The organism is Rouxiella chamberiensis, from assembly GCF_026967475.1.
Lineage (GTDB): Bacteria > Pseudomonadota > Gammaproteobacteria > Enterobacterales > Enterobacteriaceae > Rouxiella > Rouxiella chamberiensis.
This window is the reverse complement of record NZ_CP114058.1, coordinates 4,463,544-4,488,700: the sequence shown is the minus strand read 5'-3', so window position 1 is coordinate 4,488,700 and position 25,157 is coordinate 4,463,544. Positions and strand designations below refer to the sequence as shown.

Sequence of the window (25,157 nt, the reverse complement as noted above, 5' to 3'; positions counted from 1 at the left end):
TTTCCTTATGCCTGAACCAGAGGGCCGGGGTTTTTCAGATAGGTCTCGCGAATCGCTTTTGCAGACCAATACGTTAACGCCGCCACCATGCCGGTCGGGTTGTAGCCCAGCCCCTGCGGGAAGGCAGACGCGCCCGGAACGAAGACGTTATGCACGTCCCAGCTTTGCAGATAGCGGTTGATGGCGCTGGTTTTCGGATCTTCACCCATAATCGCGCCGCCGTTCATGTGCGTGGTCTGGTAAACGGTGCTGTCAAAATGCGTGTTGGCATTTTTCGGCGCGCCGGAAATCACCTTTGGATTCATCGCTACTGCAATCTTGTGCATCTTCTCGTACATGAATTGCGACATCTTGACGTCGTTTTCCTGCCAGTCGAAAGTCATACGCAGCAGCGGTTGGCCGTGAATGTCTTTGTAGGTCGGATCGAGGTCAAGATAGTTGGAGCGGTAGGACTGGTGCGCGCCGTGGGCATCCATCGACACGTTATGGGTGTAGGAATCCGCCACTGCCGCTTTCCATTTACTGCCCCAGGCCGGCGTGCCCGGAGGGGTCGCGACGCCTGAAATCGGTTTCGAACCCGCCTGGTTAACCCAGAACGGCGAACCGCCGACAAAGCCATATTTGGCGTGATCAAAGTTGTCGGCATTGAAATCATCCACGCCCACCCCGGCTCCGCCTGCACCAATAAAGGTATTGGTGAACTTGTCGGTATCGAAGAAGGTCTTGATGGTCGTCAGGTTCTGATAGGCAAAGTTACGGCCAACCACCCCTTCGTTGGTGATAGGGTCATAAGGCTTGCCGATGCCGGACAGCAACATCAAATGCACGTTGTGGAACTGGAAGGCAGAAAGGATGACGAGATCTGCCGGTTGTTCAACCTGCTGGCCCAGCGCATCGACATAGGTCACGCCGGTGGCGCGTTTTTTGTCGTCGGTCAGATTAACGCGCAGGACATAGGCATTGTTACGCAGCTCGAACTGGGATTCCTGACGCAGTGAAGGCAGGATATTCACGTTCGGCGAGGCTTTGGAATACATGTAACAGGCGTAACCGCTGCAATAACCGCAGAAGTTGCATGGGCCCATCTGCGCGCCATAGGTGTTGGTATACGGGCCGGAAGTGTTGGCAGAAGGCAGGTCATAAGGATGATAACCTACTGATTCTGCTGCCTGTGCAAACAATTGTGCCGAGTAGGTGCGCTTCTGGGCTGGCAACGGGAACTTGTCGGAACGGTCTGGCGCAAAGGGGTTACCCTGACCTTTGGCTCCGACTTGCTGGCCTTTGATAGTCCACGGCGAACCGGAAGTCCCAAACACTTTTTCGGCTTTGTCGAAGAAAGGTTCAAGCTCGGTATAGTTCACCCCAAAGTCTTGAATAGTCATCCCTTCTGGAATGAATTTTTTGCCGTAGCGCTCTTCATAGTGGCTGCGCATGTTCAGCTCGATAGGATCGACGCGGAAATGCACACCCGACCAGTGCAGGCCTGCGCCGCCAGTACCGGTTCCTGGCAGAAAGGCGTTCAGCTGGCGATAAGGCATTGCGGTCTGCGTAACATTGTGGCGAATGGTCACCGTGCTTTTCGACAGATCCTGGAACAGTTTTTTACGGATGTTATAGGTCAGTTCATCTACGACCTGCGGGTACGCGCCGTCTGGATAGGTATCGCGGCTTGGGCCACGTTCAAGCGCAACAACGCTCAGACCCGCTTCGGTCAACTCTTTGGCCATGATTGAGCCAGCCCAACCAAAACCGACGATAACTGCATCAACTTTCTTCATTGCTTTAGGCATAGTTACGCTCTTTCACCACTGATAGACACCGGCGGGAACGGATAGCGTTCGCCGCGTTCAACCCAATCCATAAAGTCGGCACGGGCACCGGGGAAGCCGATAAGCTTCCAGCCAACCATTTGATTGTTGCCGCCGTGGATAGGGTCGCAGAAGAAACCTTCGCGGGTGTTTTGCAGCAGGAAGGAGAAGAAGACTTTGCTCGGAACCTGTTTGAATTCGGCTTTGCCGCTTTCAAATTCTGTAAGCAGTGTCTCTTGCTGTTCGGCATTCAACTGATTGAAGACTTTACCAAATCGGGTTTTGGCATAGTCGTTGGCATCGGCAATACCCAGCTGATAAATCTGGAACGGGCCGAGTGGCAGCTGGTATCCAAAGTCGTGTTCGGCTTCAGGATTGAAAGGCCCCTGCATGTACCAGTTGGCACCGGTGGCGTAAGGCGTATCCATCTGACGATCGATATATTCCGGCACGCCCGCTTCCAGTGCGCCCGGACCGCGATCGTCTGCGGGAATCAAACGCGCAACGGCAGCCTGCAAGAAGGCGTACTCTTCGGCAGTGAATTTGGTTGGGTGATAATCGGGAGCCTTTACGTCCGCCGATTGAGACGGTTTGGATTCGCTTGCCTGCACAGGAGCAGACATAGCAATGAAACCGGTTCCATTTAAAGCCACGGCAGGTGCGATTGCGATGGTTTTGAGAAGGAAGTCTCTACGGGAATTTCCAGTATTTTTAGACGACATAGCAGGTGTTGTATTAACCAGAAAGTGGTGGAATTTGTTATACGCCTATGACCAGCGCGCTGATTTGTTAATTTCTTCCAAACTAAGCTGGAAGAATATGTAAAAATTTTACCACAATGTTAATACGTGTAATTGGCGAATGATGCCAATAAATGTTTCTTGTTGTAAAAATATGGTTATAAAATAAAAATTATTTTGTAGTTTTTATAAAATTAGTTGAGTTAAATTGCAGCGGTTTTTTACTGGGCAAGTGCGGGGAAAAGGGGTAAAAATTTTTGAATTCAAAGAGATGAAAAAGAATTTTTTGATATGGCGGGGAAAAATAACCCTCCCTTTAAAGAGAGGGTCAGGTTCAATTATTTCTGTGGGCGCATGGCCGGGAACAGAATAACGTCACGAATAGTGTGACTGTTGGTAAACAGCATAACCATACGGTCGATACCAATACCCAGGCCTGCTGTCGGCGGCATGCCGTGTTCCAGCGCGGTCACGTAGTCTTCGTCGAAGAACATGGCTTCGTCGTCGCCTGCATCTTTCGCTGTAACCTGGTCTGCGAAACGCTGCGCCTGATCTTCGGCATCGTTCAGCTCGGAGAAGCCGTTACCGATTTCACGTCCGCCGATGAAGAACTCGAAGCGATCGGTCACTTCAGGGTTTTCGTCGTTGCGGCGCGCCAGCGGAGACACTTCAGCCGGATATTCGGTGATGAAGGTCGGCTGGATCAGATGGCTTTCTGCAACTTCTTCGAAGATTTCACAGACAACACGGCCCAGACCCCAGCTCTTCTCAACCTTGATACCAATGGATTCAGCGATAGCGCACGCCTTGTCCATGTCGGCCAAATCGGCGACGTTGGTTTCAGGACGGTATTTCAGAATCGCTTCGGTCATGGTCAGCTTGGTGAACGGCTTGCCAAAGTCGAAGGTCTGATCGCCATACTGCACCACGCTGCTGCCCAGCACGGTTTCGGTCAGCGTGCGGAACAGAGATTCGGTCAGCACGATGAGGTCACGATAATCCGCATACGCCATATAGAGTTCCATCATGGTGAACTCTGGGTTGTGACGTGGAGAGACGCCTTCGTTACGGAAGTTGCGGTTGATCTCGAATACGCGATCAAAGCCTCCCACAACCAGACGCTTCAGATACAGTTCCGGCGCAATACGCAGGTACATGTCGATATCCAGCGCATTGTGGTGAGTAATGAACGGACGTGCAGAAGCACCGCCAGGGATGACTTGCATCATTGGCGTTTCGACTTCCATAAAGTCCTGATCAACCATGAACTTACGGATACCAGCCATGATTTGCGAACGGATCTGGAAGGTTTTGCGTGATTCGTCGTTGGCAATCAGATCAAGATAACGCTGACGATAGCGAGTTTCCTGATCGGCAAGGCCGTGGAACTTGTCTGGCAACGGACGCAGTGCCTTGGTCAAAAGGCGCAGTTCAGTAACATGAATGGAGAGTTCGCCGGTCTTGGTTTTGAACAGCTTGCCTTTGGCACCCAGAATATCGCCCAGATCCCACTTCTTGAACTCTTCGTTGTACTGGCCTTCCGGCAGGTCGTCGCGCGCAACGTACAGCTGAATGCGGCCGCCAACATCCTGAAGGGTCACGAACGATGCCTTGCCCATAATACGGCGCGTCATCATACGGCCACCCACGGTGACTTCGACGTTCAGCGCTTCCAGCTCTTCGTTTTCTTTGTTGCCGTATTCCGCATGCAGTGCATCGGACACGCTATCACGACGGAAATCGTTCGGGAAAGCGATGCCTTTCTCACGCAAAAGGGCCAGCTTCTCACGACGCGCTTTCAGCTCGTTGTTAAGTTCCTGCGCGCTTTCCGCGCCCTGTGGCTGCTGCCCAGATGGTTGTTGCTCAGACATTTCGGTTCCTTATAACCCGGCTTTCAAACTTGCTTCGATGAATTTATCCAGGTCGCCATCTAATACGGCCTGTGTATTGCGTGTTTCCACACCCGTGCGCAGATCTTTGATACGCGAGTCGTCCAGAACGTAGGAACGGATCTGGCTGCCCCAGCCGATATCGGACTTGCTGTCTTCCAACTGTTGTTTATCAGCATTTTTCTTTTGCATCTCATACTCATAAAGCTTGGCTTTCAGCTGCTTCATGGCCTGATCACGGTTTTTATGCTGTGAACGGTCGTTCTGACACTGCACCACGATGTTGGTTGGCATGTGGGTAATACGTACCGCAGATTCGGTTTTGTTGACGTGCTGACCGCCCGCACCGGAGGCGCGGTAAACGTCGATACGCAAATCTGCCGGATTGATTTCGATGTCGATATCGTCATCAACTTCAGGATAGACGAACACGGAGCTGAACGACGTATGGCGACGGCCGCCGGAGTCGAACGGGCTTTTACGCACCAGGCGGTGAACGCCGGTTTCGGTACGCAACCAGCCAAACGCGTAGTCGCCGATGATTTTAACGGTGGCGGATTTAAGTCCGGCCACATCGCCATCGGACTCTTCGATGATTTCGGTTTTGAAACCACGGGCATCGGCCCAGCGCAGGAACATACGCAGCAGCATGCTGGCCCAGTCCTGAGCCTCGGTGCCGCCGGAGCCTGCCTGAATGTCGAGGTAGCAATCGGCGCTGTCGTATTCACCGGAGAACATGCGGCGGAACTCGAGCTGGTCCAGCTTGGACATCAGCACATCAAGCTCGGCTACGGCTTCGTTGAAAGTCTCTTCATCTTCGGCTTCAACGGCCAGTTCCAGCAGGCCGGCAACGTCTTCACGGCCCTGATACAGCTGGTCGATGGTATCAACGATGGCTTCCAGTGCGGAGCGCTCTTTACCCAGCGCCTGCGCGCGTTCAGGTTCGTTCCATACGTCCGGCTGTTCCAGCTCGGCGTTAACTTCTTCTAGGCGTTCTTTCTTGGTATCGTAGTCAAAGATACCCCCTAAGAACCGCGGCTCTGTCGGCCAAGTCCTGAATGCGGTTTTTTACCGGATTAATTTCAAACATGATTTTTTCGCGTCTTACGTTGAGTCGGTTCTGGCACAGCGCCATTCGAACCGCATATTCTAAAGGAAATGGCGCCTCTTTTATAGCAAGAGGCGCTAATAATCTACTCGGCGGCGGCGGTGCGCTCTAGCGCGGCCACAAATGTTGAATCATCAGTTGAACGCTGCGATTACCGCGATACTCGTTGATGTCCAGCTTGTAGGCCAGTTGCACTTCGCGCACGCTGGTGTCGGGCCACAGCGTCGGGTCGATATTAAAGGCAATGCCGTCAAGCAGCGGACCGCCGCCGAGCGGTTCGATCATCAGCTTCAAATGCCGCTCTTTCAGCAGCTTTTGCTGAAGAATACGGAAGGTGCCGTCGAAGACCGGCTCGGGGAATGCCTGTCCCCACGGGCCGCCATCACGTAATAGCTCGGCGGTTTCAAGAGACATCTCGCTCGCCGACAGTTCGCCATCGGACCAGACAATGCCCTCGAGATGCGAAGGGTCGAGCCATTCCCCCACAAGCTCTGCAAAACACTCACGAAACTGGTCGAACTTGCTCTCTTCGAGTGAAAGCCCGGCCGCCATGGCATGTCCGCCGAACTTCATCATCAACCCCGGATTGAGGGTATCGATACGCTCCAGCGCATCGCGCATATGCAGGCCACTGATGGAACGCCCGGACCCTTTGAGTACCCCCTCGCCCGCCGGGGCAAAAGCGATAACGGGGCGATTAAAACGTTCTTTCAAGCGCGAAGCCAGAATGCCGACTACGCCCTGATGCCACTCCGGATGGTACATCGCCAATCCGTACGGCAGATTTTCACTGCGAGTTTCCAGCTTCTGACAAAGCGCCAGCGCTTCAACCTGCATGCCCTGCTCGATTTCGCGGCGGGTCAGATTCAGGGCATCGAGGTCACTTGCCAGTGCGCGCGCCTGTGCCATGTCTTCACTCAGCAGCAGTGCTACACCGATAGACATATCGTCGAGACGGCCCGCCGCATTCAGGCGAGGCCCCAGGGCAAAGCCGAGATCGCTGGCGGTAAGTTGCCTTGCATCGCGCCCTGCTACTTCCAGCAATGCCCGCACACCCGCACGGCATTTACCGGCGCGGATACGATTAAGCCCTTGATAAACGAGAATACGGTTATTGGTATCGAGGGGGACGACGTCGGCCACGGTGCCAAGCGCCACGAGATCCAGCCATTCGGCCAGATTCGGCATAGGCAGGCCACGTTGTTCAAACCAACCGCTTTCCCGCAATTTACTGCGCAGTGCCAGCATCAGATAAAATGCCACGCCGACGCCTGCCAGCGATTTCGACGCAAAGGTGCAGCCGTGCAGGTTCGGGTTGATAATCGCTTCGGCGGCAGGCAGCGTTTCGCCGGGCAAATGGTGATCGGTGATTAACACCTGAATGCCCAGTTTATGCGCCAGCTCGACACCCGCGTGGGAGGAAATGCCGTTGTCGACGGTCAGGATCAGCTGCGCACCGCGCGCCGCAGCCTGCTCGACTACTTCGGGACTTAATCCATAGCCGTCTTCAAAGCGATTGGGGACCAGATATTTTACGCTGTCGCAGCCCATACTGCGCAAAGACAGCACGGTCAATGCGGTGCTGGTTGCGCCATCGGCATCAAAGTCGCCCACAATCATGATTTGCAGACGCTCGGCCAGCGCATTTTGAAGCAGGCTTACGGCCGCATCGATGCCGTCCAGATCCTGATAGCCGAGTAAACCTTTTACACCGCGCTCAAGCTCCTGGCTCTGTTTGACGCCGCGCATGGCGTATAGACGACGCAGTAAGGGGGCAAGGTCGGCAGGGAGATTTGCGCCTTCTTCCACATTACGGCGCTTAAGCTGGGTCTTGACTGTCACTAAAACCAACCTTTTGTAGTGCCAAACTCTTACAGAGAGAAAGGCGATCGGTTTTTGGCCGATCGCCTGCTGTTAACGGCTATTTTAACCGCATTGACGAGGGAAGTCCTACGCCTTGATCCCAAGTATCTGCGCCATCGCCGCTGGCGGTTGATATCCAGGCATCAGCGTACCGTCTTCAAGCACAATGGCAGGCGTGCCGGTTACGCCAAGCTGCTCACCCAGTGCGTAATGCTTTGAGATATCCACTTTGCTGGCGGCAGATTTGGCGATAGGCGAAATAGTCTCGCCGCGCATTGCGTCATCCAGTGCCTTGTTACGATTGGCGGTATTCCAGATAGACTGCATGTTTTTCTCGGTTTCAGAACCCAGCCCTTCGCGCGGGAATGCCAGATAGCGTACGGTGATACCGAGATCGTTATAGCCTTTCATCTGCTGATGTAGCCTGTGGCAGTAACCGCAGGTAATGTCGGTAAATACGGTGATGACCTTTTTCTCGCTGGCCGCCTTGTAAACGATCATCTCGTTTTTCAGCGCGTCCACTTTGGCGATCAGTGCCTGATTGCTGAGATTGACCGGCCGCTCGCCGCTGACATCAAACAGCGGCCCCTGCAACACATAGCGACCATCTTCGCTGACATAAATGACGCCCTGCGGCGTGGTCACGGCTTTCAGCCCTTTGACGGGCGAAGACTGAACCTCGGGATTCTCGAGGCCAATCTTGTTGAACGTCGCCTTCAACGCGGCATCGTCGGCGTGTGCGGCGTTGAAAAGTCCTGCTGACATCATCGCCAGCATCAATACCGTTATTTTCATCATGACGTCCTGTATTTGCCTCGGATCAAGCACGAGGGTGATGTTGTTGATGTAGCTGCTTTAAACGCTCCGTCGCGACATGCGTGTAAATCTGGGTGGTCGACAGGTCGCTGTGCCCCAAAAGCATCTGTACGACACGCAGGTCGGCCCCGTGGTTCAAAAGATGTGTCGCAAATGCGTGGCGCAGCACGTGGGGCGAGAGTTTGTCGGCATTGATACCCGCCAGTACGGCGTAATGCTTGATACGGTGCCAAAACGTCTGCCGCGTCATTTGCTGGCTGCGACTGCTCGGGAAAACGACGTCAAGCGACTGCCCGTTGAGCAGCCACGGCCTGCCATGTTCGAGATAATACTCAAGCCAGTAAACGGCCTCTTCGCCAAGCGGTACGAGGCGTTCTTTATCGCCTTTACCAATCACCCGCACCACGCCCTGTCGCAGGCTGATGTCGCTCAGCGTGAGTCCGACCAGCTCGGTAACGCGCAGACCCGTGGCATAAAGCAGCTCAAGCATCGCCTTGTCCCTAAGCTCAAGCGGAATTTCCGTGCTGGGCGCGGCCAGCAACGACTCTATCTGCGCCTCGCTCAAGTCTTTCGGCAGTCGTTGTGGCAGCTTCGGCGAGGAGAGCAGCGCGGTAGGATCGTCTTCACGCAGCGATTCTCGATTCAGGTACTGAAACAACCGACGCATGGCACTCAACAGACGCGCCGAACTGGTCGCCTTGTAGCCCCCTTCAACTCGCTCGGCGAGAAAAGACTGCAACTCCGGTGCCTGAACATGAATCAGGTCGGTTTGATGATGCCCAAGCCACGCCAACAGCGTTTTCAGGTCGAGACGATAGGAAGCCAGAGTGTTTTCGGCGAGGTTTCTTTCCAGCCACAGCGCATCGAGAAACTGTTCGACCAGCATTGAGTCATCGTCCACTTTGGGCACATTTTCTCCTTTATCCTGTTTCCAGGCGTTGGCCAAGGGTCTTGGAATACCTGCGCATTATGCCTTAATTTGCTGCAATTCTGGTACACTCAACGGCATTCATTGACTTACCGAGTACGATTGCAAGAATGAAGATTGGTTTGTTTTACGGCTCAAGTACCTGTTACACCGAGATGGCCGCTGAAAAAATTCGCGATATTCTGGGTGAAGAATTGGTGGATCTGCACAATTTAAAAGACGTTGATCCTTCCGTAATGGAAGATTACGACATTCTTATTCTCGGCATCCCGACCTGGGACTTCGGCGAGATTCAGGAAGACTGGGAAGCGGTCTGGGATCGCCTAACCACCTTGAATCTGCGTGGAAAAATCGTTGCCATGTACGGCATGGGCGACCAGCTGGGTTACGGCGAATGGTTCCTCGATGCCCTTGGCATGCTCTATGACCGCCTGCTGCCGCTCGGCGTGCAGTTTATCGGGTTCTGGCCGATAGAAGGCTTCGAGTTTACCAGCCCCAAACCCCTGAGCGCCGACGGCAAACACTTTGTAGGTTTGGCACTGGATGAGGTCAATCAATTCGAGATGAGCGACGATCGCCTGCAACAGTGGTGCGACCAAATCCTGCTTGAAATGGACGCCCTGCTCTAGTCTTGGTTCAACGCTGCCGCCAGGTTCGGTGCAATCCACGACAGCGGCACTCCACCAGCAATAGCATTGCAACCAGAACCCAAAGCCACGCCTTGCACGAGGCGGGCTAAAAGCCTTCCGCTGTGGAGGCTGCCCCATGACCAGCTTACAGCGGAGGGGGCCGGTGATTTGCCGAACCGGCACCGCGTTTACCGGTCAGCAGCAATAGACGCAGGTGACGCCACTCTTCCTGACTCATGCTGTCAGAGGCCAGCCATAGCTTATGCTTTCGGCTGCGAAACGCCTGCCGCCAATCATCGCCAATATGCTCCCTTCGCAGAGACAATAAAATACCGCTGTCGATCATCCAGACTGGCTGGCGGATTTTCCATTCGTTACCACGCCACCACAGTTTGTCCTGAGCCAGCAGGCTGATTTCGCCCTGCACGGCGCTGATACGGCGCTGGCTGCGGATGGCAAGAAACACCATCACGACCATGAGAATCAGCCAGACCATCCAGTAGCCCGGCGGCCAGGGCGTGAGTAAAATCAGCAGGATAAGCGCGGCGTGCACGGCCAGTGAAAACAGCTGACTGCGCCACGACACCCGTAAGTCACATTGCCACAGGGCCACGGTCTTTATTTCGCGTCTGAATAAGGCTAACTATACGTTTCAATTCAAGGTCGTCCGGCTCGCCGTAGTTCATCAGCCAGTTGAATAAATCAGGGTCGTCGCATTCAAGCAGGCGCGCAAACTGCTGTTTGTCTTCAACACTCAACGTATCGAATTCGTATTCAAAGAACGGCAGGATGGCCATGTCCAGCTCTTTCATGCCGCGGCGGCAGGCCCAGTGGATGCGGGATTTGTTGTTAATATCCATGGTGCAGGTATCCATATAGTTGCACGTTTGCCAGGCTCCTGAAGGGGCCGGACGGTTTGAGAACATAAAGAGGCATCGGGTTTTCATGATTCGGCGTTGATTCTATCAGCCGAAAGTCCTCACGCGTAACTATTCAATGCCGCAACGTCACAAGATGATCAATTCTGGGTAACGTGCCGCAAAAGTGCCGGTACCGGCGGCAACGACTAAGCTTTCCATGCGAGGCGTCCCGTAAACAGCACCAATAAGTGTTTTCAAAGCGGGTCAGCTCTTTTACCATGCCTGAATACATCCCTACATCAGCAGCCCAGGATTAGGACATATCATGACGTACAAGTACCCGTTTCCTCCGCAAAAGCCTTCATCTTCATCGCATCTTCCGCTGACTATTATCTCGCTGGAAGACTGGGCACTGGTCACGCTGACCGGCGCTGATACCATTAAATATCTGCAGGGTCAGGTCACCGCCGACGTCGAGAAGCTGGCTCCGGAAGAGCACGTCCTGTGCGCCCACTGCGATGCCAAGGGCAAGATGTGGAGCAACATGCGGTTGTTCAAACGTGGCGACGGCATGGCCTATATCGAACGTCGCAACCTGCGCGATAACCAGCTTACCGAAATGAAAAAGTACGCGGTGTTTTCCAAGATTACCTTTACCGCCGATGACGATGTCGTATTGCTGGGCGTAGCCGGTTTTCAGGCCAGTGCGGCGCTGAAAGGTATTTTCGCGACACTGCCCGATGCAACAACGCCTGTGGTTCAGGAAGATGAAACCACCCTGCTGCACCTTCCTTTGCCCGCCGACCGTTACCTGATTGTCACAAGCCCCGAAAAGGCGCAGCAGGTTACCAAAGAGCTGGGTGAACAGGCGCAGCTTAATGACAGCCAGCAGTGGCTGGCGCTGGATATCGAAGCGGGTTATCCGATTATCGATACCGTCAACAGCGTGCAGTTTATTCCGCAGGCCACCAATATTCAGGCGCTGGAGGGCATCAGCTTCACCAAAGGCTGTTATGCAGGCCAGGAGATGGTGGCGCGTGCCAAATATCGCGGTGCCAACAAGCGCGCGCTTTACTGGCTGACGGGTAAATCGAGCAAGGTTCCGGCGGCCGGCGACGACCTGGAACTGCAACTGGGTGAAAACTGGCGTCGTACCGGAACCGTTCTGGCGGCGAGCCAGTTAAATGACGGTTCACTCTGGGTTCAAGCCGTGCTGAATAACGATCTCGATGCCGAGAGCCACCTACGCGTGCGTGAAGAAACCGGCAGTGCCTTAAAAATTCAGCCGCTGCCTTATTCGCTTGAAGAAAAGAAATAACGCGCGTTGAACAGGCAATAAAAAACCCGGCCAGTGACATCGGCCGGGTTGATAAAGGGCAAGCTGTGTATCGATTTGCCGTAGAAGTTAGATGTCATGCTGGCGAGACGAGCTAAACGTAATAGTAGATAGCCAGAAAGTGGCAGAAGCAGCCGCCAAGCACAAATCCATGCCATATGGCATGACCAAAACGCAGGCGCTTCGAGGCATAGAAAATGACCCCCAGCGTGTAGATGATGCCGCCCGCGGCAAGCAGAATCACGCCGCCCGTCGACAGCTTCATTGCCAGCTGATAAATCACAATCAGCGAGAGCCAGCCCATCGTGAGATAAATAATCAACGACAGCACTTCAAAACGGTGGGCGAAGATCAGTTTAAACACCACACCAAATGCGGCGATGGACCAGATAACAATCATCAGCCCCTTGGCTAGCGGTGAATCCAGTCCCACCAGCAGAAAAGGCGTATAAGTGCCTGCAATCAGTAAATAGATTGCGCAATGGTCAAGTTTTTTGAGCCAGAACTTGGCCCTTTCGTGAGGAATGGCGTGATAAAGCGTTGAGGCCAAAAACAGCAGGATCATGCTGCCGCCATAAAGACTGTAGCTGGTAATTGCAGTGACATCGGCGTTTGCGCCGACCGCCTGAACCAGCAAAAGCACCAAACCGATAATACCGAAAACGACCCCAATACCATGACTTAGGCTATTGGCGATTTCTTCCGCCCACGGATATCCCTGTGGTGATGATTTAACCATACGTTGATAACCTCGAGACCAGAAAGTGAACAAGTTAACTGCATCGGCACTGTAGCCGACAATGATTCCAGTGTACACGTGTAAGCTTAAATATTGTATAAAGCGATGTAACCGTCTCTCAAGGCTCTTTACAATGTGTGTCCGTCAATGCCGAAAAACACGCTCGCAGTTTGCTTTTATCTTGGCTTAAAGCATGATTTTTTTAGCTTTTGGCTTTATGGTACTCACTCGACTGCATACAAAAATGCAGGGTTGAGGGATTTTTCTGAAACAGCCGTCTCTAATGACTAAGGTGTAATTATGTCTGTAGCCTCCCCGGCACTTAATTTCGGCCCGATGACCGAAGTTTTTCAATTTTTGATGGAAATCGACAAATTGAAGAGCGTGCAGCGCCGTACCAAGGTGTTAGGTACCCAGCGTCAGGAAAACTCGGCGGAGCACAGCTGGCATTTCGCTATGGCGGCCATGAGTCTGGCACCTTTCGCCGGAAAAGACGTGGATATCCAGAAAGTGATTCGTATGGCGCTGCTGCACGATATCGTTGAAATCGATGCCGGTGATGTACTGGTCTATGATCTTGCCGCGCGTGAAGCGGTTCACGATCAGGAAGTCGCTGCCGCACATCGCCTGGTTCGGCATGTTGCCTGTCCCTTTAAATCAGCAGTTTCTGGATTTATGGAACGAATACGAAGCCGGTGAAACGCCCGAAGCGCGTTTTGCCCTGATGCTCGACCGCGTTTTGCCTGTCGTCATGAACCTCAGCAATCAGGGTCAAAGCTGGGTAGAAAACAACATTCGTCTGGAGCAGGTGTTGTCTCGCAATGCCTTTATCAGCGAAATCAATCCGGCGCTTTGGGAGCATCTGATTGTTCACCTCAACCACGCCTATGAACAAGGCTGGCTGAAGTAAGGGAAGCGATTTTCACTCAAACCATTGAATTAAAAACAATAAATATGGCAGCAGGCAGTGTCTTACTCGCCTGCCGCCATGAAAGCAGTTACTGCGGCGTGCGCAAGGCAGTCTGCTCGTTATAAGGCTTCATGATCAAATCCGCTTGTTTCTGCGCTTCGTTAGCGGCCGCTTCCGGAGTCAGTTTGGCGTCGTTCATCAGCGCCCCCAGTTGGTTTTCCATGGCTTGACGTACTGCGACCGTTTCATAGGTTGCATACCAAGGCATGGCGTATTTCAGCTGATCCAGAGCAATGGCTGCACGCGGATCCCCGGCCAGGTAATCTTTCATCTCCGGCGTAGCGTAGGCATCTTTACGCGGGGAGAAATAACCGGTGAAGCGGCTCCAGCTGCCGTTGACCTTCGGGCTGACCAAATATTGCAGGAAGCGGTAGGCGGCTTTTTTCTGCTCGTCCGAAATGCCTTTGAAACTCACCAGACTGGCGCCGCCGATAGTAACCGCATGACGGGTTTCCTTTGGCAACATCGCCACGCCCAGCTCGAAATCCCTGGTATTTTCGCGCATAAAGCCCAGCGCGCCCGTGCTTAGCATCGCCATACCCAGCTTGCCTGAAAAGAATGCGGCACTAATCTGCTTGGAGTTCAGCACCCCTGCCGGCATGACATTGTCGCGATACACCAGATTCTGCCAGAATTTCAGCGCGCCAATGGTAGAAGGTTGGTTGTAGTACACCTCGCCGGGGTAATCGGCGTTGTAATAATTGCCGCCATTGGCACGGGTAAGCGCAGATAGGATCCAGCCGCCGTAGTCGTCATTGGTCGAAGGCAGCATGATACCCCACTGGCCTTTCGCCGAATCGGTCAGCTTTTTGGAATCCGCCAGCAGTTCGGCCCAATCAGCCGGAGGATGATCGATTCCGGCCTTCTTGAACAGGTCTTTGTTGTAATAGAGAATCGGCGTCGAATTATGGAAGGGAATCGCGTAAGTCACGCCGTTGACCTGCGCATTTTGTCTCATCGCGGGCCAGAATTTGTCGACCAGGAAAGGGGTCGCTTTTTCATCGCCGTATTTGAACAGTTCGTCCATCGGCAGAATTTCATTTTTAATGGCTAAGTCGGCAGTAAAGTTTGCCGACATAATAACCAGCGCCGGTGGCTGACCCGATTTGGCGGCGGCTTCGGCCTTTACTTTGGTGGTGTCATAGTTGCCGGTGAAAATGCCCCGTACCTCAACCTCATTCTGCGACTGATTATACTCTTTGATTACTCGGGTCATTTCCATCGTAAGCTTGCCGTCGACCGGCGCAGGAAACATAAAATCAATACTTTCTTTTGCTGAAACGGCGCCTGTGGTCATCATGGTGACCGCCAGAGTGAGCGCCTGTACGTTACGCATGCTGCATCTCCCGGTGTAAATTTAGCTGGTTCTGGCCTGAAAAAAGATGAATGTCGTGCAATGAAAAACTCAAGTTAACCTGTTGATTGACAACGGGCGCATCGCCCCGATTTTCTCGTAGATAGCGCACTGCGCCGATCGGGGTCTGTGCATGGTTCAGGTATTCGGCACCCAGCAATTCGCAGAAGGTCAGCGCGGCTTCAAGCTGTATGCGGTCGTGGCCTTGGCTTTCGGCAATACGGCTCGAGGTATTGTCCTCGATATGCTCCGGCCGAATGCCCAGATAGACTTCGTTCAACTCGCTGGCATGTGCGGTGTCAGGCAATCTGATGGCCTGTCCGGCCACTGTGACTACGCCGTTCCGGCACGGAAGTTTGAAAATATTCATGGCCGGTGTACCGATAAAGCCTGCCACGAAAAGGTTGGCGGGATGCGCATACAGGGTCTGCGGCGCACCAATCTGTTGCAGATGGCCCTTGTTGAGTACCGCGATTCTGTCGGCCATGGTCATGGCTTCCATTTGATCGTGCGTGACATACACGGTGCTGGTTTTAAGCTGCCGATGCAGAGTCATAATGCCGTCGCGCACTTCGGTACGCAGGCGCGCATCAAGGTTCGACAGCGGTTCGTCCATCAGAAACAGTTTTGGGTCGCGGACAATCGCACGCGCCATCGCCACGCGCTGCCGCTGACCGCCGGAAAGCTTGCCCGGTTTACGTCCCAGTAATTCGCCGAGCTGGAGCAAATCGGCCACTCTGTCCACCCGTGCCCGATGCCGGGATTTCGGCTCGTTGCGCATCCGCATGCCGAAAGTGATGTTCTGCTCAACCGTCATATGGGGAAACAGCGCATAGTTCTGAAAAATTATCGAAAAGTTACGCTCGCGCGGTTCAAGCAGGGTGATGTCATTTCCTGCCTGCAAGATGCGCCCTTCACTGACCTCTTCCAGACCGGCCAGCAGGCGCAACAGGGTGCTTTTGCCACAGCCGGAAGGCCCTACCAGCACCAGAAATTCGCCGTCGGCAATCTCGAGTGACAGATTGTTCACCGCCATGCTGCCTTCGAATTTTTTACTGACATTTTCCAGACGGAGAGTCGACATTATTTTTCATCCAACGGGCAGCTGATATTGGCATCATAAAGGTACGGTCCCGCGTATTGGGTCAGCGGATGCAGATAACTCACCAGGCCCGTGTTGTCGATAAGGCGATGCATCAAACACGCGGCGGGCTCGAGGTTGTAATAGGCCGCCGGATTTTCATGGAAATACGGCACCTGATGCACCGTTCCCGGAATAGTGGAGATAATCGCCTGCCGATACTGGGTGAAAATCAGGCGATGAGTATGGCCGCAAAATACGCGAGTCAGCGAAGGGAAACGGTCGATTAAAGACAGCAGCCGGTCGCCATTTTCGCAGGCAATCCGGTCCATTTGCGCCGAGCCTAATTTCATCGGCGGATGGTGCATAAATACCGTCGTAGGTTTATCGCCGCCCTGCTCCAGCTGGGTTTCGAGCCACGCGAGGGTGTCTTGAGTCAGCCAGCCTCTGGATTCACCGGCCACACTGGTATCGATAAACAGCAGGCGCATGGCAAAGTCGTCAACGGCATAATGCATGTTATTCGGGTCGGTGCCGAGCTGCGGGCACAGGGGGCCCATGGCTTCCAGAAACTGGGCTTTATCGTCGTGATTGCCGGGAATGATATACAGCGGATAACGCAAATTGCCCAATGTCTGACGGGCAACCTCATACTCGGAAGCTAAACCGCAGTTCACAATGTCGCCGGTAATCACTACCGCGTCCGGGCGTTCTTCCAGCGCATTCAGCTGGCTCACCACCTCGGCATTACCGCCGTTGACGTCGATAAAGTCATAAAGCTTGCGACCGTGGCTGCGAAAATGCAGGTCGGAAATTTGAGCTAAAAACATGAAAACTCCCTATTTGATGCCTGAAAAACCGAAGCTTTTAAGGAACTGTTTCTGAAAGAGGATAAAGGCCAGCATCAGCGGCAAGCAGACCATCAGCGTGCCCGCCGTAATCAATCCCCACTGACCGCCGGATTCTGCGCCCATGGCAAACGACACCAGCCCGACCGTAAGCACCTGTTTATCCGGATCGTTGAGCACCATCAGCGGCCACAAATATTCATTCCAGTGATAGGTAATGCTCACCGTGGCAAACGCCAGAATGGCGGGCCACGACATTGGGATCAGTACGCGGAACACCACCTGCCACCAGCGGCAGCCTTCCATTAGCGCGGCTTCTTCAATTTCACGTGGAATTGCGAGAAAAGCCTGACGCATCAGGAACACGCCAAATGCCGAGGCGAAATACGGCATCATGGTGCCGGTCAAGGTATTGAGCAGACCGATTTGCTTGAGAATCATCATGTTGGGAACCATCATAATGACCGGCATGATCATCAGCTGAATCAGCAGCAGGTAAAACAGGGTCTGTTTGCCGCGAAATTCGTGATAGGCAAAGACGTAACCTGCGGTTGTAATGGTGATGAGCTGGACTAGAAAGGTGCCGAAGGCGAAAAAATCGTATTGGCATACAGACGCAACCAGTCGGCGCTCTGCCAGGCATCGCGGAAGTTGTCGAAAGTCAGCGGGAAACGCGGCAACAACGACGCCATATCCGGCGAAAAGCTGCTTGTGCTAAAAGCCGAAGAGAGCATCCAGATAAAAGGCGTGAGCCAGAGCAGCGCGGCGCACGTGAGCAAAATGGGCAAGGTCAGTGATGAACTGCGGCGTACCAGCAGCGTGCGACGGCGCGCCCGGCCCTGCGTTTTCAGCATCGGCCGAGGGGATGTTTCAACGCTCATGATGAGCTCCTCTTTCCAGAACACGAAGATTTAGCACTGAAAAGGCAAACAGCAGCACCAGAGTGACGAAAGTCGCGGCAGAGGCTTTGCCGAGGTCATGCGTATCGTTGGCAAGGCTCTGAATGTAATAAAGCAGCACGGTCGTGGCGTTGTTCGGCCCGCCCTGCGTCATCACCGCGACGTGGTCGATTTGAGTAATGGAATAAATCAGGGCAATCGTGACCACAAAACTGATAGTCGGTCGTAGCAGGGGAAGGGTGATGTAGAAAAAGACCTGTAAACGACTGGCGCCTTCCATCAGCGCGGCTTCACGGGCGGAAGCAGGAATCGATTGCAAACCGGCCAGGAAAAACAGCATGTAATAACCGGCAAATTTCCACACGCCAATTACGCTGAGCGCAATCAGCGCGCTGTTGCTCATGCCAAGATAATTGTTGTTCATCGGACCGAAAACCTTCGCCAGATAGTAATCGAGCAGGCCCATGCCCGGCATGAAAATAAACAGCCACAGGGTAGCCGCGCTGACGAGCGGGATTATCATCGGGAAGAAAAAGGCCGTGCGCAGCCAGCGATTCAGCGAGGTGTTTTCCCACAGCGCAACTGCCAATAGCAGCGCAAGCACAATGCCGGGGATAACCGTCATCAGGATATAGGCAAGATTATTGAGCAGTGCGCGCCAAAATACCGAATCGGCAAACAGGCGCTGATAGTTTTGCAGACCGGCAAATGGCGGATTGTCGCTTGCCATGCGGCTGTCGAACCAGGCTGTCCAGCGCTGAGCGCAGCAGCGGATAGTAGGTAAACGCCAACAAAAAAATCAGAGTCGGCAGCAGTATCAGATAGGGAAACATCTTGTGGCGCATCGCTATTTTCCAGCGGCTTTTAACAGGATGCTTACCCTAATCTTTCTCTATTTCAGCCATGTTTCCGTCAGGTTTCACTAACGTGATTGTTTATTGTTCAAATGTTACTGAACAATATGGCTTTTTTAGCTTCTCCCCTGTCAGCTTGCGGCTACAGCGTTGCCCATTGGCGTTTCAAGGCTTCCTCATAGGTGGGCATTGAAGCGGCGGCACCGGCCCTTTCGACACAGACAGAAGCATAGGCCGAGGCGAAATTCGCCGCCTCCAGCAGATTGATACCGCTGGCCAGTTGAGCGGCGAGCGCGCCATTAAAGGCATCGCCTGCGCCCGTCGTGTCTTTCGGCACGGCCGGAAAAGCGGCGATCAGCTGAAAATCGCCCGCCACCGACAGTAACGCGCCCTGCGTGCCAAGGGTGATGATCAAGGCGTAAATCCCCTTGTCATGCAGTACGTTGGCGGCCTGCTGCGCGGTGGCAATATCGATGACCTCAATGCCGGTGAGCAGTGTGCATTCGGTCGCGTTTGGCGTCAGCAAATCCACTTTAGCCAGCAGCGCATCCGAAACCGGCTGGAACGGCGCAGGATTAAGAATAATAAAGGTGCCCGCCTCTTCAGCAATATCGATTACCTTTTCTATCGCCGAAAGATTATTTTCGAGCTGAGTCAGCAAGATATCGGCGGCGGCTATTGCAGGGCGACACTGTTCAATCTCCTCGGCGGTGAAGGTGAGATTCGCGCCCGGATCGACCGCAATCATGTTTTCGGCATCAATACCCGCCACATAAATCAGTGCGTTACCCGTCGGAAAATCGGGGGTAGAAAAGAGCGTGACTGCATCGAAACCGGCACTGTCGAGATGCCGACGGGCAAAGGTGCCGAAATCATCCCGTCCCACCTTGCCGATGTAATGTACCCGTGCGCCTGCCCGCAGCGCCGCAACCGCCTGGTTTGCCCCCTTGCCGCCCGCGCCCATCATGCTGTTGTGCGCAATCAGTGACTCGCCGGGTTGCGGAAAACGCGACATCCCGGCGACGATATCCAGATTGAAAGACCCCAATACGCAGACCTTGCCCTTTTTCATGCCTTTCTCCTTAACGGCATTTTCATGCCGGAACCCGGGGATTCATCGCTTCGTAGTCGCGCTGGGCTGCCAGACAGGCCCCACGACAGCCTGTCTCATCCGTTACACCGCTTTGAATAATAGTCAAACCCTCGGCAGGTTGCGGCCCGCGAAGATGCTGACGAATTTGCCGTTCCAATCGCGCCAGCGGGAAGGCAGCCATCGACAGCACGCCGCCACCCAGAATCAGATATTCAGGGTCGAGAATGTTCATTTCGCTGGCAATCGTACGCGCAAGTCGATCAACAAACTCCTGTAAATCAGCATGCTGGCCGAATTCGGTAAACACATCTTCAAACGCCGTGGTCGCAGCGTGCTGACGTTTCCAGCCTGCCAGCCAGTTTCCGGAGGTTAGCGTCTCGACACAACCCACTTTTCCGCACGGGCACAGCGCCGGATTGCCGGCCAGCGGAATATGCCCAAGCTCGCCTGCGGCCCCATGCGCGCCGTGATAAAAGTCCTGATTCAGCCACAGGCTGTTGCCTAAACCGGTGCCGAGATAAACGCCCACCGCCACATCGGGCAAGGCTGAAAGACGGGTTAAATCCCACCACATCAGATGGTTAACGTCTTTGTCCATCACCACGTTCAGGTTCAGGGCGTGTGAAAGCAACTGTGCCACCGGCCTGTTGTCCAGCGCGGCAATGAAAGGCAGCGACAGCACGGTCTGGCGATCCCGCGACAGGATGCCGGGTAATCCCAGCATGACTCTAACGACCTGCTGCCGCACCCCTGCCTGAATTAAATATTCCTCAATCAACTGCTGCAAGCCGCTCAACGGGTCACTCAAGCTCGCCCATGACTGAGTCGGGACTTTTTGGTAACCATAAAACTCCTGACTGCCGTCCATCAGCATCAAACGGGTGTTGGTGCCGCCAATATCTACGCCGAGAAAACAGTGCATACGGCTCTCCTGCCCTCAGGCTGCCTGACGTGCCAAACGCATCTGGTCGAGCATTTTGTCCCAGGCCTTATCCAGATCGTTATCCAGATTAAACAGGCCGGAGGTGCCCACGATTAACACTTCAGCGCCCGCGCCCATGAGATCATGATAAGTACGCTCGTTGCAGGATCCATCGATTTCAATAAGATACCTGTAGCCGTGCTGCTGTTTTAAATCACGTAATTGGCTGACTTTATTCAGCATTTCAGGAATGAACGGCTGCCCGGCATAACCCGGATCGACAGTCATGATGGTGATTTTATCCAGCAGGTGAATATAGTGCTGGATGAACTCGACCGGCGTCGCCGGATTGAGCACCACGCCCACTTTTTTGCCAAAGGATCGGATCAGGTTGATCACGCGGAACGCATCGCGATTGATCGTTTCGGCGTGGGGACAGATAAAATCGGCACCGGCCCGGGCGATCGCCTCGATAAAGTCGGTCGGATTTTCCACCATCATGTGCACGTCGAGCACAAGCTGGGTGTGGGGGCGGATTTGTTCGATAAAGAACGGGGAAAGCGTAATGTTTTTCACATAATGCCCATCCATGATATCGATGTGCAGCATGTCTGCGCGGCGATTGAGCACCGCCAGTTGTTCTTTGATATCAAACAGGCTCATACACATTAATGACGGCGAAATTTTGTATTCCATGGCGTTTTCCTGAAGGCCCCCAGAGGCCATTGTTCGAGTGTAAGTGAAAGATAAAACGAGAAAATCAGAGCAGCGCACGCGCTTTGGCGGCGCTGCGACGACTGGCTCGGCGCTGTAGATAACGGGTGCGGAAGAATTTCACCGCCAGAACGGCAATCAGCACCACGCCCCACATCGCCAGGCTGAAATGCGGGCTGACGTTAAGCAGATTCAGACCAGTCGCGATAACTTGCAGCACGATTAACGACAGCACGACGCCGCTGACTTTTCCGAAGCCGCCAAAGGGATCGGTGCCGCCGAGAATAATCGCCAGCACGGTGAGCAGCAGATAAGAGTCGCCGTATCCCATCCGCGCCGAGTTGAAACGCGCCATCATGATGAGACCCGCAATCACGCACAGCATGCTCGACAGCACGTAAATGGCGATCAGCACACGGTGGGTGTTTACGCCGCTGAAATGGGTGGCATTGATGTTGCTGCCACTCATATAGATGTATTTGCCAAGGCGAGTGCGCTCAAGAAAAATGGAAATCAGCACCGCCGTGGCTAGAAATACGATAAGCGGCACCGGAATTCCCCACACGGTTTCAGCACCGATAAAACGCACGATGTCGGGCATGCCGCTGAGCGCCGCGCCGCGAGAAAGATAAATACCGATACCGTTGACCATCGTCATGGTGGCGAGAGTCACCAGAATCGGGTGCGCGCCGATGTAGGCCACCAGCGCGCCGGTCAGCATGCCAATCACCAGCGCCAGAATCATCGCGCCCACCAGCGCAATCGTCAGCCATACGGCCTGCATGGTCATGCTGGCATCGGCGGGCAGATAGGTCATAAATACCCACGCCATCAGCAAGCTGGTCAGGTTCGCGGTGGCGATAATGCACAGATTCAACCCGCCGCTAAGGATGGGAATAAACATCGCCAGCGTCAGCAGACCCAGCTCGGGCAGCTGAAACGCAACACTCATAAAGGTTGCGTCACTGAAAAAGCGGCCCGGCATCGCGATGCTAAAGCCGATAACCACCAGAATCAGCAGCAGCGAAAGGCCAACATTCGTCGGATGCATTTTAAAGCGGGTCAGTGACGGCATCTTGTTGTCGGTTTTCTGTTTCATGGTCAGACTCTTGGATTTGGCAAACATGGCTGCTCCTTTACTTGTCCTGTCATCGAGATCAATGCATCAACTGCCGGGACGGGAAACGTCAGGCAAAGCCGACATCGGTTTCTTTGCGTTTCTTGTAGTGCGTTACGGTAATTGCCACCACGATCACGCAGCCGATAACCACGTTCATAAAGTAGTTGGAGACGCCTATCAGATTCAGGCCGTTCTTGAGGATACCGATGAGGAATACGCCCATCAGGGTGCCGACCACGCTTCCCTTGCCGCCGTTGAGGCTTGCACCGCCAAGCACCGCTGCCGCCAGCACATCGAGCTCGCCGCCCACCAGCGCATTGGGCACCACTTCGCCAACGCGATAAACCTGCACCAGCCCGCCAATCGCCGCCATCGCGCCAAGATAGCCGTAGGCAAACAGATGCAGCAGCCCCACGCGGATCCCGATACGACGCGCCGATTCCTGATCACCGCCGACGGCAAACAGCTGACGTCCGAGGTGCGTTTTGTTCAGCAGGATCCACGTCAGCCCCGCGACCGCCAGCATCACCACCAGCGGCAGACCAAGCTGGTAATGATCGCTGCCGACGCTAAACGGCAGGATTTTCAGCGGCGTAATCAGCCACTCCGGCAGGTCATACAGACTGGTGCCCTTGGTCAGCCACATCAGCATGCCGAACAGCAGAGACTGCATACTGATGGTCACGATGATCGACACAATGCGCAGGGAATAAATCAGTACGGCGTTTACCATGCCAAGCGTGGTGCCGATGGCGATTGCCAGCACGATACTGCCCAGCGGATTGGTCATGCCGTAACTGATGGCAAGCGTGGCAATAAGGTATTGCACCACCGAGGCAACGGCGGCGAACGAGATATCAATGCCGCCGGTCACCAGCACCACGAACAGCCCAAGGGCAAAGATCCCGCTTACGGCGTAGCTTTCGCTGAGATCCAGCAGATTACGCAGCGTAAGAAACTGATTGCTGAGCAGGGAGAAAATGACAATCAGCACCACCAGCACCCAGGCCAGATAGCCTTCGTTGCTGGCAGGTTTTAGTCGATTGAGTTTACGCATTGACCGCCTCCGCCAGCTGCTGCTGGGTTATCGCCCGTGGAAAGTATTCGCCGAGCACGGTGCCTTCGCTAAAGTGCAACACGCGATCGCAGTTGAAATAGACTTCGGGTACTTCGTCCGAAATCAGCAAGATAGAGATACCTTCCGCCGCCAGCTGGTGGATAAGCTGATAAATACTGGCTTTGGCGCCGACATCCACGCCGACCGTTGGCGAGTCGAGAATCAGGATCTTCGGCTGGGTGAGCACCCATTTGGCCAGAACGATCTTTTGCTGGTTACCGCCGGAAAGCGTCGAAATCGCCTGATCAGGATCCGCCACTTTGACGCCGAGCTTTTCGATCCACTGGTAAACAATCTTGTTTTTGCGGTACTCGTCTATCAGATGAAAACGGCTGCGCAGCTGATCCATAATCGCCAGCACGGTGTTGTCGCCCACGGATTGCTGCTGCACCAGACCCAGCGTCAGACGGTCTTCGGAAACATAGCCAATCCCCGATTTGATAGCATCTTCATGACCGCGAAAACGTACCGGCTTGCTGTCGAGATACATTTTTCCGCTGTCCGGACGCGTCATGCCGAACAAACTCAGCGCCAGCTCTGTGCGCCCCGAGCCGAGCAACCCGCAGAGTCCCAGCACTTCGCCCTGATACAGCTTGAGATTGACATGGTGGTACTGGTCGGCGCGGGTCAGGTTGTCCAGCTCCAGCATGATTCGCTCGTCGTGCTGGTTCGCCGCCTTCAACGCGTAGTTGAGTTTCAGGCCCGTCATCAGTTCGGTAAGCCGCTCGCTGCTGACTTCGGCGGCGGGGAAGGTCCCGACTTTCTGACCATCGCGGATAACCGTCACGCTGTCGGAAATCTCCAGCACTTCATCCAGTCGATGGCTGACAAACACGACGCTGATGCCTTTTTGTTTCAGATAATGCACGGTGCGCAGCAGTTGATTGACTTCGGTACGCGTCAGCGAGGCGGTCGGCTCATCCATAATCACCAGCCGGGCATCGGCGACCAGCGCGCGGCAGATGGCGACCTGCTGGCGCTGTGCTATCGGCAGTGCAGCGACTTTGCTGTCGAGATCCAGCGAAAACTGCAGTTCGTCGAGTATTCGCTGTGCGGCCTCGCGCAGACGGCCCGGCCGATACCAGCCGAGCAGGCCGCGCAGGTTGTGCTCGAAAGCGATGTTTTCGGCCACGGTCAGATTCGGAAACAACGACAGATCCTGATAGATAACCTGAATCCCGAAACTGCGCGCCTGATCCGGCGTCAATTTGCTGAATGTCTGATCGCCGAGCATAATTCGGCAGCCGCTGTCAGGCTGGTAAACCCCGAGATAACCTTGATAAGCGTGCTTTTTCCGCAGCCGTTGGTCCCTGCCAGACAGTGGACTTCACCCGGCATCAATCGCAGCGAAATATTGTTGAGTGCGCGCTGACCGCCAAAAGTCACGGAAAGATCGTGAACGTCGATTAACGGACGCCCGCTTTCTGCGTCTGTGGTGTCATGCTGGATAATCTCGGAGATCGCCATAA

At 54.2% G+C, this 25,157-nt stretch carries 21 protein-coding genes and 4 pseudogenes; 4 read left to right on the top strand and 21 right to left on the bottom strand.

The features are described 5' to 3' along the window. Positions 1–5: 5 nt before the first annotated feature. On the bottom strand, positions 6–1,790 hold the full coding sequence (locus O1V66_RS21040) for a GMC family oxidoreductase (RefSeq protein WP_045049546.1): 1,785 nt from the start codon (positions 1,788–1,790) through the stop codon (positions 6–8). A 2-nt stretch (positions 1,791–1,792) separates the two neighbouring features. Then, the gene (locus tag O1V66_RS21035) at positions 1,793–2,530 is read right to left on the bottom strand and encodes a gluconate 2-dehydrogenase subunit 3 family protein (protein ID WP_045049547.1); all 738 of its coding nucleotides are present in this window, start codon (positions 2,528–2,530) and stop codon (positions 1,793–1,795) included. Here O1V66_RS21035 and O1V66_RS21030 point away from each other — a divergent pair. Continuing rightward, positions 2,436–2,633: a hypothetical protein gene (locus tag O1V66_RS21030; RefSeq protein WP_187329840.1), complete on the top strand. Its 198-nt coding sequence runs from the start codon at positions 2,436–2,438 to the stop codon at positions 2,631–2,633. The two genes, O1V66_RS21035 and O1V66_RS21030, sit on opposite strands and share 95 nt — an antisense overlap. Before the next feature lie 253 nt (positions 2,634–2,886). Here O1V66_RS21030 and lysS read toward each other — a convergent pair whose 3' ends face one another. From lysS to xerD, 5 genes are all read right to left on the bottom strand, one after another. After that, entirely contained in the window at positions 2,887–4,419 is a 1,533-nt protein-coding gene (gene lysS, locus O1V66_RS21025) for a lysine--tRNA ligase (protein ID WP_045049548.1), read from the bottom strand. Positions 4,420–4,428: 9 nt separating this feature from the next. Next, a protein-coding gene (prfB, locus tag O1V66_RS21020; RefSeq protein ID WP_152623670.1) for a peptide chain release factor 2 occupies positions 4,429–5,527 on the bottom strand; the annotation gives its coding sequence in 2 pieces (ribosomal slippage) (positions 4,429–5,451 and positions 5,453–5,527; 1,098 coding nt in all). Between the two features lie 126 nt (positions 5,528–5,653). Beyond that, positions 5,654–7,387 (bottom strand): single-stranded-DNA-specific exonuclease RecJ, encoded by a 1,734-nt coding sequence (gene recJ, locus O1V66_RS21015; protein ID WP_045049550.1) that lies wholly within the window; start codon positions 7,385–7,387, stop codon positions 5,654–5,656. A gap of 108 nt (positions 7,388–7,495) precedes the next feature. After that, the gene (gene dsbC, locus O1V66_RS21010; protein ID WP_045049551.1) at positions 7,496–8,203 is read right to left on the bottom strand and encodes a bifunctional protein-disulfide isomerase/oxidoreductase DsbC; all 708 of its coding nucleotides are present in this window, start codon (positions 8,201–8,203) and stop codon (positions 7,496–7,498) included. Between the two features lie 25 nt (positions 8,204–8,228). Further along, positions 8,229–9,110, bottom strand: a complete 882-nt coding sequence (xerD, locus tag O1V66_RS21005; protein ID WP_045049605.1) for a site-specific tyrosine recombinase XerD — start codon at positions 9,108–9,110, stop codon at positions 8,229–8,231. Between the two features lie 152 nt (positions 9,111–9,262). Between xerD and fldB the strand changes: the two genes are divergently transcribed. Beyond that, on the top strand, positions 9,263–9,781 hold the full coding sequence (gene fldB, locus O1V66_RS21000; RefSeq protein WP_045049552.1) for a flavodoxin FldB: 519 nt from the start codon (positions 9,263–9,265) through the stop codon (positions 9,779–9,781). A 145-nt stretch (positions 9,782–9,926) separates the two neighbouring features. Here fldB and O1V66_RS20995 read toward each other — a convergent pair whose 3' ends face one another. Both O1V66_RS20995 and sdhE read right to left on the bottom strand, forming a co-directional pair. Continuing rightward, complete coding sequence (locus tag O1V66_RS20995) at positions 9,927–10,394, bottom strand: protein YgfX (protein ID WP_045049553.1); 468 nt, start codon at positions 10,392–10,394, stop codon at positions 9,927–9,929. Beyond that, positions 10,375–10,641 carry an FAD assembly factor SdhE gene (sdhE, locus tag O1V66_RS20990; protein ID WP_045049606.1) on the bottom strand — a complete coding sequence of 89 codons (267 nt, stop codon included), beginning with the start codon at positions 10,639–10,641 and terminating at the stop codon, positions 10,375–10,377. The genes O1V66_RS20995 and sdhE overlap by 20 nt, the downstream gene beginning before the upstream one ends. A 325-nt stretch (positions 10,642–10,966) precedes the next feature. Between sdhE and ygfZ the strand changes: the two genes are divergently transcribed. Next, on the top strand, positions 10,967–11,959 hold the full coding sequence (gene ygfZ, locus O1V66_RS20985) for a tRNA-modifying protein YgfZ (protein ID WP_045049554.1): 993 nt from the start codon (positions 10,967–10,969) through the stop codon (positions 11,957–11,959). 112 nt (positions 11,960–12,071) lie between these two features. Here ygfZ and trhA read toward each other — a convergent pair whose 3' ends face one another. Beyond that, positions 12,072–12,716: a PAQR family membrane homeostasis protein TrhA gene (trhA, locus tag O1V66_RS20980; RefSeq protein ID WP_045049555.1), complete on the bottom strand. Its 645-nt coding sequence runs from the start codon at positions 12,714–12,716 to the stop codon at positions 12,072–12,074. A gap of 300 nt (positions 12,717–13,016) precedes the next feature. Here trhA and O1V66_RS20975 point away from each other — a divergent pair. Next, a pseudogene (locus O1V66_RS20975) lies at positions 13,017–13,626 on the top strand (HD domain-containing protein). Between the two features lie 88 nt (positions 13,627–13,714). On the opposite strand, the gene O1V66_RS20970 reads toward O1V66_RS20975, so the two are convergent. The 11 genes and pseudogenes from O1V66_RS20970 to O1V66_RS20920 form a co-directional block, all read right to left on the bottom strand. Continuing rightward, complete coding sequence (locus O1V66_RS20970; RefSeq protein WP_045049557.1) at positions 13,715–15,022, bottom strand: ABC transporter substrate-binding protein; 1,308 nt, start codon at positions 15,020–15,022, stop codon at positions 13,715–13,717. Continuing rightward, on the bottom strand, positions 15,015–16,124 hold the full coding sequence (locus O1V66_RS20965; protein ID WP_187329835.1) for an ABC transporter ATP-binding protein: 1,110 nt from the start codon (positions 16,122–16,124) through the stop codon (positions 15,015–15,017). Before O1V66_RS20965 ends, O1V66_RS20970 begins: the two co-directional genes overlap by 8 nt. Then, positions 16,124–16,951: a phosphodiesterase gene (locus O1V66_RS20960; protein ID WP_045049559.1), complete on the bottom strand. Its 828-nt coding sequence runs from the start codon at positions 16,949–16,951 to the stop codon at positions 16,124–16,126. The genes O1V66_RS20965 and O1V66_RS20960 overlap by 1 nt, the downstream gene beginning before the upstream one ends. A 9-nt stretch (positions 16,952–16,960) precedes the next feature. Then, positions 16,961–17,850, bottom strand: a pseudogene (locus O1V66_RS20955) (carbohydrate ABC transporter permease). Continuing rightward, positions 17,840–18,713, bottom strand: a pseudogene (locus tag O1V66_RS20950) (carbohydrate ABC transporter permease). Before O1V66_RS20950 ends, O1V66_RS20955 begins: the two co-directional pseudogenes overlap by 11 nt. Before the next feature lie 151 nt (positions 18,714–18,864). Continuing rightward, positions 18,865–19,794: a ribokinase gene (locus O1V66_RS20945; protein WP_045049562.1), complete on the bottom strand. Its 930-nt coding sequence runs from the start codon at positions 19,792–19,794 to the stop codon at positions 18,865–18,867. 22 nt (positions 19,795–19,816) lie between these two features. After that, the gene (alsK, locus tag O1V66_RS20940) at positions 19,817–20,737 is read right to left on the bottom strand and encodes an allose kinase (protein WP_045049563.1); all 921 of its coding nucleotides are present in this window, start codon (positions 20,735–20,737) and stop codon (positions 19,817–19,819) included. 15 nt (positions 20,738–20,752) lie between these two features. Beyond that, positions 20,753–21,433 carry a D-allulose 6-phosphate 3-epimerase gene (gene alsE / locus O1V66_RS20935; protein WP_045049564.1) on the bottom strand — a complete coding sequence of 227 codons (681 nt, stop codon included), beginning with the start codon at positions 21,431–21,433 and terminating at the stop codon, positions 20,753–20,755. A 64-nt stretch (positions 21,434–21,497) separates the two neighbouring features. Next, on the bottom strand, positions 21,498–22,526 hold the full coding sequence (locus tag O1V66_RS20930; RefSeq protein WP_045049607.1) for an ABC transporter permease: 1,029 nt from the start codon (positions 22,524–22,526) through the stop codon (positions 21,498–21,500). A gap of 112 nt (positions 22,527–22,638) precedes the next feature. Beyond that, positions 22,639–23,628 (bottom strand): ABC transporter permease, encoded by a 990-nt coding sequence (locus tag O1V66_RS20925; protein WP_045049565.1) that lies wholly within the window; start codon positions 23,626–23,628, stop codon positions 22,639–22,641. Next, positions 23,621–25,155 (bottom strand): annotated as a pseudogene (locus O1V66_RS20920) (sugar ABC transporter ATP-binding protein). The gene O1V66_RS20925 and the pseudogene O1V66_RS20920 overlap by 8 nt, the downstream one beginning before the upstream one ends. Positions 25,156–25,157 lie beyond the last annotated feature (2 nt).

Coding starts and splice junctions, on each gene's coding strand:
- O1V66_RS21040 (WP_045049546.1), bottom strand. CDS start 1,790: ATGCCTAAAGCAATGAAGAAAGTTGATGCAGTTATCGTCGGTTTTGGT.
- O1V66_RS21030 (WP_187329840.1), top strand. CDS start 2,436: ATGAAACCGGTTCCATTTAAAGCCACGGCAGGTGCGATTGCGATGGTT.
- O1V66_RS21035 (WP_045049547.1), bottom strand. CDS start 2,530: ATGTCGTCTAAAAATACTGGAAATTCCCGTAGAGACTTCCTTCTCAAA.
- lysS (WP_045049548.1), bottom strand. CDS start 4,419: ATGTCTGAGCAACAACCATCTGGGCAGCAGCCACAGGGCGCGGAAAGC.
- dsbC (WP_045049551.1), bottom strand. CDS start 8,203: ATGAAAATAACGGTATTGATGCTGGCGATGATGTCAGCAGGACTTTTC.
- xerD (WP_045049605.1), bottom strand. CDS start 9,110: ATGCTGGTCGAACAGTTTCTCGATGCGCTGTGGCTGGAAAGAAACCTC.
- fldB (WP_045049552.1), top strand. CDS start 9,263: ATGAAGATTGGTTTGTTTTACGGCTCAAGTACCTGTTACACCGAGATG.
- sdhE (WP_045049606.1), bottom strand. CDS start 10,641: ATGGATATTAACAACAAATCCCGCATCCACTGGGCCTGCCGCCGCGGC.
- ygfZ (WP_045049554.1), top strand. CDS start 10,967: ATGACGTACAAGTACCCGTTTCCTCCGCAAAAGCCTTCATCTTCATCG.
- trhA (WP_045049555.1), bottom strand. CDS start 12,716: ATGGTTAAATCATCACCACAGGGATATCCGTGGGCGGAAGAAATCGCC.
- O1V66_RS20970 (WP_045049557.1), bottom strand. CDS start 15,022: ATGCGTAACGTACAGGCGCTCACTCTGGCGGTCACCATGATGACCACA.
- O1V66_RS20965 (WP_187329835.1), bottom strand. CDS start 16,124: ATGTCGACTCTCCGTCTGGAAAATGTCAGTAAAAAATTCGAAGGCAGC.
- O1V66_RS20960 (WP_045049559.1), bottom strand. CDS start 16,951: ATGTTTTTAGCTCAAATTTCCGACCTGCATTTTCGCAGCCACGGTCGC.
- O1V66_RS20945 (WP_045049562.1), bottom strand. CDS start 19,794: ATGAAAAAGGGCAAGGTCTGCGTATTGGGGTCTTTCAATCTGGATATC.
- alsK (WP_045049563.1), bottom strand. CDS start 20,737: ATGCACTGTTTTCTCGGCGTAGATATTGGCGGCACCAACACCCGTTTG.
- alsE (WP_045049564.1), bottom strand. CDS start 21,433: ATGGAATACAAAATTTCGCCGTCATTAATGTGTATGAGCCTGTTTGAT.
- O1V66_RS20930 (WP_045049607.1), bottom strand. CDS start 22,526: ATGCCGTCACTGACCCGCTTTAAAATGCATCCGACGAATGTTGGCCTT.
- O1V66_RS20925 (WP_045049565.1), bottom strand. CDS start 23,628: ATGCGTAAACTCAATCGACTAAAACCTGCCAGCAACGAAGGCTATCTG.